This is a genomic window from Ureibacillus suwonensis (genome assembly GCF_042655065.1).
GTDB classification, from domain to species: domain Bacteria; phylum Bacillota; class Bacilli; order Bacillales_A; family Planococcaceae; genus Ureibacillus; species Ureibacillus suwonensis.
The window spans coordinates 1-6,809 of sequence record NZ_JBHSNQ010000150.1 but is presented as its reverse complement, the minus strand read 5'-3'; the positions used below and the strand labels follow the sequence as shown (position 1 = coordinate 6,809).

Sequence of the window (6,809 nt, the reverse complement as noted above, 5' to 3'; positions counted from 1 at the left end):
TCCGTTCGAGGAAAATCGAAAGTGGAAAATGAAATGGGCATTGCCTTAATGGCCGTGAATTTACGAAAATACACGGCCAACAAAGATCAACTAACCAAAAATAATGGGGATAAATGGAAAAAGGAGAGTTTGAGCCAACTCAAATTCTCCTTTTTCCTATCTAGAAGCTAGTTTTGTCCCAGCCCCTTTTTATCGGGAATTAAACTAATGGTCCACCTTTTTTCAAGATATCTTCCGGAACATTGTTAAACTTTTTGAAGTTTTCTTTGAACAAGTTTGCCAAATATTGGGCTTTCTCGTCATATGCCGCTTTATCTTCCCAAGCTTCACGAGGATCCAGCACTTCGCTAGGAACTCCTTCGATTTGTGTTGGAATGTGCAATCCAAAGATCGCATCTTGTTTCGTTTCTACATCATTTAGTTTTCCATCAATCGCAGCACGTACCATCGCGCGTGTATAAGAAAGTTTCATGCGGCTTCCAACACCGTATTCGCCGCCAGTCCAACCTGTGTTCACCAAGAATACTTGAACATCGTGCTTATCGATTTTTTCACCCAACATTTCAGCATATCTTGTCGCAGGAAGCGGCAAGAAAGGAGCACCGAAGCATGTTGAGAAAACTGGTTCTGGTGAAGTGACACCGCGTTCTGTACCAGCCAATTTGGAAGTGAATCCGCTTAAGAAGTGGTACATTGCTTGTTCTTTAGTCAATTTGCTGATTGGAGGAAGCACCCCAAAAGCATCCGCAGTCAAGAAAATGATCGTTTTTGGATGACCGGCAATTGATGGTGTCACGATATTTTCGATGTAATGGATTGGATATGCCGCTCTTGTATTTTCAGTTAAAGTATTATCATCGTAATCAGGCACGCGTGTAGCCGGATCGATTACAACGTTTTCCAATACAGTACCAAAGCGAATGGCATTATAAATTTCCGGTTCTTTTTCAGCAGATAGATTGATTGTTTTTGCGTAGCAACCGCCTTCGATATTGAATACGCCATTGTCAGACCAACCATGTTCATCATCACCAATCAATTTCCGGTTGCTGTCTGCGGAAAGCGTTGTTTTACCTGTACCGGATAAACCGAAGAATAATGCTACATCGCCGGCTTCACCAACGTTGGCTGAGCAGTGCATTGAAAGAATTCCTTTTTCAGGCAATAAATAGTTCATAATACTGAAGATGGATTTTTTCATCTCGCCGGCATATTCTGTGCCGCCAATCAGAATGATTTTCTTTTCGAAAGAAACGATGATGAATGCTTCAGAATTTGTTCCATCCACAGCTGGATCCGCTTTGAAACCAGGTGCTGAAACAATTGTGAAGTCAGCATCATGTGAAACCAATTCTTCTTGAGTTGGACGGATGAATAATTGATGGCAGAAAAGATTGTGCCAAGCGTATTCATTTACGACTTGAATTGCCAATTGCGAATCTTTATCCGCTCCGGCAAAGCCTTTGAATACGAATAGCTCATCTTTGTCTTTCAAGTAATTTAAAACTTTGATATACAAGTTATCAAACACTTCAGAAGAAATTGGTTGGTTTACGCTTCCCCAGTCGATTTTACCTTTGATGCTTTCTTCTTCGACGATAAATTTATCTTTTGGAGAACGTCCGGTATATTTTCCAGTTTCGGCAACAATGGCGCCATCAGTTGTGAGTCTCGCTTCCCCGCGAATAACCGCTTTTTCAACCAATTGCGGCACCGATAATTGGGTGTTTATATTTTTACCTTTTAATAATTCCTTCAGCTCATTTGCAACTTCTACTGAATTCATCGATTAAATACCATCCTTTTTTTATTTTTAGGGAAATTATTCTTTGTTATATAATACAAAAAATAGTATAACACATTGGGTGGAATAATCTATACTAATCCTTAAAATTTATTTGTGAAATTTTTTGACTTCTCTTCCAACCTCCTTGAAGAAAATGGAATTATGAAAAGACAGTAGACAAATAAGAAAAAACATTTGACAATGCAGTATAGATTACGTAACATGTTGCATGAACGGATACTCTTATCCAGAGCTGGTGGAGGGTTAAGGCCCTATGAAACCCGGCAACCTGCATTATCTATATAATAATGCGTGGTGCTAACCTGATGCAAGGGATTCCCTTGAACGATAAGAGTGAAAGGTAGAGATTTCAGTTCCTTTCCTCATGCAGAAATGTGGATAGGAACTTTTTTTATTCAAATCAATCCGGCATATATTCAAGCTAAAATAGATTAGCGAGTTTTATACCTTTCATTATCCTCGTAATGTTCCTTACGGGCGGAAGTCGGAAAGGATCATGGATAATGAGTACCGTATCATAAAGAGCTTCGTCTCAACAATTTAGGAGGAAAATGAATGTCAAAACGTCGGCTGTTTACATCAGAAAGTGTAACGGAAGGGCATCCGGATAAAATTTGTGACCAAATCTCCGATGCCATTTTGGATGCGATACTCGCAGAAGATCCAAATGCAAGAGTTGCTTGCGAAACGATTGTAACAACGGGATTGGTCCTTGTTACAGGAGAAATTACAACAACAACATATGTAGATATTCAAAGCATTGTTCGTAATACGGTTGCGGAAATTGGATATACGCGAGGAAAATTTGGATTTGATGCGGAAAACTTGGCGGTGCTCACTGCAATTGGCGAACAATCACCGGACATTGCGGAAGGTGTGGACCGAGCATTGGAAGCCCGGGAAGGATACATGACGGATGAGGAGATTGAAGCGATCGGTGCTGGCGACCAAGGGTTGATTTTTGGATTTGCTTGCAATGAAACGCCTGAATTGATGCCTCTTCCGATCAGCTTGGCGCATCAACTTTCCAGAAGATTGACGGAAGTCCGCAAGTCGAAAGAAATCCCTTATTTGCGTCCGGACGGGAAAACGCAAGTGACGGTAGAATATGATGAAAACAACATTCCTCGCCGAATCGATACGATTGTTATTTCAACTCAGCATGATGAGGGCGTCACTCAAGAACAAATCAAAGAAGATATAATGGAAAAAGTGGTCAAAACCATCATTCCTGCAGAGTTGTTGGATGGGGATACAAAGTATTTCATCAACCCGACTGGCCGATTCGTAATTGGTGGACCTAAAGGGGATGCAGGGCTCACTGGCCGCAAAATCATTGTCGATACGTATGGAGGATACGCCCGTCACGGTGGGGGAGCATTCTCCGGCAAGGATCCGACAAAAGTGGATCGTTCCGCTGCCTATGCGGCTCGTTATGTAGCGAAAAACATCGTTGCATCCGGTCTCGCTGACCGTGTGGAAGTTCAGTTGGCTTATGCAATCGGTGTCGCCCGTCCTGTATCCATTTCCATCGATACATTCGGAACGGGAAAAGTGGCTGAAAACCAATTGGTTGAATGGGTAAATGAATTGTTCGATTTGCGTCCTGCAGGCATCATCAAAATGCTTGATCTGCGCAGACCGATTTACAAACAAACGGCTGCATACGGCCATTTTGGACGCACAGACATCGATTTGCCTTGGGAAAGAACGGACGTGGCGGAAAAATTACGCCAAAAAGCGGGAATATAATATAATATGAAATGCAGGCAAACAATATGCCTGCATTTTTCATTTATTTCTTTAATGATTGATAATATTTCCCTTTTTGAACGTATTCGTTAATGATGCGATCCATATCTTTCCGTTCCGCTTCGGTCACTTCCCGCACGACTTTTGCGGGATTCCCCATCGCAACGGAATTGGGCGGGATTTTTTTCCCTGGAGGCACTAAACTTCCAGCTGCAATAAGCGCCCCCTCGCCGATTTCCGCACCGTCCAAAACGATTGCCCCCATGCCGATTAATGCGCGTTTGCGGATAATGCAGCTATGTAGAGTCACCTGATGGCCGACGATGACCTCATCCTCAATAATGAGAGGGTTGTTCGGACTTTGATGCAAGCAGCTTAAATCCTGTATGCTGCAACGTTTGCCGATGATCGTTGGCGCCACATCCCCGCGGATGACCGTACCAAACCAAATGGTCGTATCTTCGTCAATGGTTACATCGCCGGTAATTGTCACATGCTCTGCAATATATGCGGAAGGATGGATTTTTGGTTCTTTGTCGTGATAAGGATAAATCATCGCAATGCTCCCCATTTCTAATGTATTATTTATGTATATTATCCTAACAAATAAGAAAATTTTTGAAAATAGAACGAACATCTTGTTGATGAAAGTTTTAGAGAAATAGGAGGACCGCTATGTGGAAGTGGGAAACGGATGTACAAGCGAAAGCGGTGGTTGTAATTGTACATAGCGCTTTTGAACACCATCGCTGGTACGCATGGTTGATTGAAAAATTGAGAACGGAAGGCTTTCATGTGGTAATGGGGGATTTGCCCGGCCATGAAGAAGGCTCGAGATATACAAGAGTACATGATGAATTGATTGATGAATATTTGCTTTTCATTAAACAATTGATGCAAAGTGCCCTTCAATATCAACTGCCGGTATTTGTCATTGGACATGGGTTGGGGGGGACACTGGCAATCCAATTTTTGCGGAAAACGAAATTGGAGTGCGCAGGGCTTATTCTGACCGCCCCATGGTTCCAATTGCAGAAACATTCAAATTTACTGGCTAGTGCTTTGGCAAGCATGAATTTGGCACCAAATAAAAAAATATCATTGGAATTAAATAAACGCCTGTTGACCCGAAATCCGGAGGGGATTTTAGAAATGGAGGATGATGTGCCCTATCATTCCAATGTGACTGTACGATGGTACCGGGATATTCAGCAATTAATGAAAAATTTGGCCACTCAGCAGGAAAGAACATTGACGTTGCCGATTTTGCTGATTACGCCGAATCAGGATAAAGTGGCGGACTCGGAAGCGGCCAGAAAATGGTTGTTGTTGCAAAAAACCAGGGAATTTCAATACAAGGATTGGCCATATAGTTACCATAATATTTTCCATGACCTTGAACGGGAAGAAGTATTTTTATATGTTCGGGATTTTATCAATAATGTACTTCGATCCATCGGTTACATCGTTTAATCTATTTGATTTGTAATATTTTGATGAAAATTATTTTCAAAAAATGATATCAGAAATATTGATTGATATTATTAATTTTTGTAATATTAAAATATTCTTTCAGAAAATAGTAAAAATTATTCAATTTAATTTCAAAGGGGTGTGGGTATGGTAGAAAATGCTTTGAACTGGATTTATGATATCCTTTGGGGTCCTATCATGATTTATGGGATTTTGATCGTAGGACTTGTGTTTTCCATTTTGACCAGATTTGTTCAGATCCGAAAAATTAAAGAAATGTTTGTCCTGATGTTTAAAGGGCAAAAATCCGATGCCGGAATTTCATCATTCCAGGCATTGACGGTGGCTTTATCGGGACGTGTAGGCACAGGTAACATTATCGGTACTGCCAGTGCCATTGCCTTTGGTGGACCTGGTGCGGTATTTTGGATGTGGGTCACGGCCTTTATCGGTGCATCAACCGCTTATGTGGAATCGACACTCGCTCAAATATATAAAACAAAAAAATTGGGAATCTATCGCGGTGGGCCGGCGTATTACATGGAAAAAGGAACAGGACAGCGCTGGTTCGGAGTCGTGTTTGCGATTGCCGCCATTTTGGCGATGGCCATTTTGATGCCTGGGGTTCAATCCAATGCCATTGTCAGCGCAATGGATAATGCCTTTGACATCTCTCCATGGATTACCGGTTTAATTACGATTGTTTTATTGGGTTTCATAATTATCGGTGGGGTTAAACGGATTGCCAACGCCGCTCAAATCATCGTTCCGTTTATGGCGCTTGCCTATATTTTAGTAGCGTTCATCGTAATTATTATGAATATTTCCGAAGTGCCTGCAGTGTTCGGGTTGATTTTCCGCAGCGCTTTCAATGTGGATGCCACATTCGGTGGAATGATTGGTGCCGCCATCGCTTGGGGGGTAAAACGTGCGGTTTATTCCAATGAAGCCGGTCAAGGTACAGGACCTCACGCGGCGGCTGCAGCGGAAGTATCCCATCCGGTCAAACAAGGTTTGGTTCAGGCGGCATCCATTTATATTGATACATTGCTTGTATGTTCCGCGACGGCATTAATGATATTATTCATGGGCACATATAACACGAATGTGAATAGCGCTGATGGGGAATTGATTGTGGAACATGTGCCTGGCCATTCTTATACTGAATTTACTCAGCTTGCAGTAACCGGAGCGTTTCCGGGATTAAATAACTTCGGTTCTGCATTTGTCGCTTTTGCTTTGTTCTTCTTTGCCTTTACAACATTAATGGCATATTACTATATTGCGGAAACAAACGTCGCCTATCTATTCTCCGGACGGACAGAAGGGGTTGTTACTTGGATTTTAAAATTTGTCCTTCTTGCATCCGCATTCTATGGCGCCGTAAGAACATCCGATTTGGCATGGCTCTTGGGGGACATCGGTCTTGGTTTGATGGTATGGACGAACGTAATCGGAATTATCATATTAGCGAAACCGACCTTTGTTGCCTTAAGAGATTATGAGCAACAAAGAAAAGCAGGAAAAGATCCGGTGTTTGATCCAATCAAGTTGGGAATCAAAAATGCAGATTTTTGGGTTGAGCGATTGAAACAAAATCAAAATAATGAAAAATAAATAAAATAACTGCCGACCTTTATTCAGGGTCCGGCAGTTTTTGTGCGCCCGGCATGTACATGAACTATAGGGTGTAAGTCCCGAACCCCGAAGACAGAAGTAGAGGTTAGCCAAGAGCAAGGGTGTCCGTGGTGACGCGGAATCTGAAGGAAGCTGGAGG

The 6,809-nt window shown here is 42.1% G+C and carries 5 protein-coding genes and 1 riboswitch; of the genes, 3 read left to right on the top strand and 2 right to left on the bottom strand.

Going from position 1 to position 6,809, the window contains the following annotated elements; translation table 11 throughout:
• Nucleotides 1-199: 199 nt before the first annotated feature.
• Complete coding sequence (gene pckA / locus ACFPOH_RS11605) at nt 200-1,786, bottom strand: phosphoenolpyruvate carboxykinase (ATP) (protein WP_342468870.1); 1,587 nt, start codon at nt 1,784-1,786, stop codon at nt 200-202.
• A gap of 240 nt (nt 1,787-2,026) precedes the next feature.
• A riboswitch (SAM riboswitch) is annotated at nt 2,027-2,141 on the top strand.
• A 221-nt stretch (nt 2,142-2,362) separates the two neighbouring features.
• Here pckA and metK point away from each other — a divergent pair.
• Nucleotides 2,363-3,559 carry a methionine adenosyltransferase gene (gene metK / locus ACFPOH_RS11600; protein ID WP_342468871.1) on the top strand — a complete coding sequence of 399 codons (1,197 nt, stop codon included), beginning with the start codon at nt 2,363-2,365 and terminating at the stop codon, nt 3,557-3,559.
• A gap of 43 nt (nt 3,560-3,602) precedes the next feature.
• Here the strand turns inward: metK and ACFPOH_RS11595 are convergent, their stop codons facing one another.
• Nucleotides 3,603-4,115, bottom strand: coding sequence for a gamma carbonic anhydrase (locus ACFPOH_RS11595; RefSeq protein WP_342468872.1), 513 nt, complete (start codon nt 4,113-4,115; stop codon nt 3,603-3,605).
• 119 nt (nt 4,116-4,234) lie between these two features.
• Between ACFPOH_RS11595 and ACFPOH_RS11590 the strand changes: the two genes are divergently transcribed.
• Nucleotides 4,235-5,032, top strand: a complete 798-nt coding sequence (locus ACFPOH_RS11590; protein ID WP_342468873.1) for an alpha/beta hydrolase — start codon at nt 4,235-4,237, stop codon at nt 5,030-5,032.
• A gap of 147 nt (nt 5,033-5,179) precedes the next feature.
• Complete coding sequence (locus ACFPOH_RS11585) at nt 5,180-6,649, top strand: alanine/glycine:cation symporter family protein (protein ID WP_390309772.1); 1,470 nt, start codon at nt 5,180-5,182, stop codon at nt 6,647-6,649.
• The last annotated feature ends 160 nt before the right edge of the window (nt 6,650-6,809 follow it).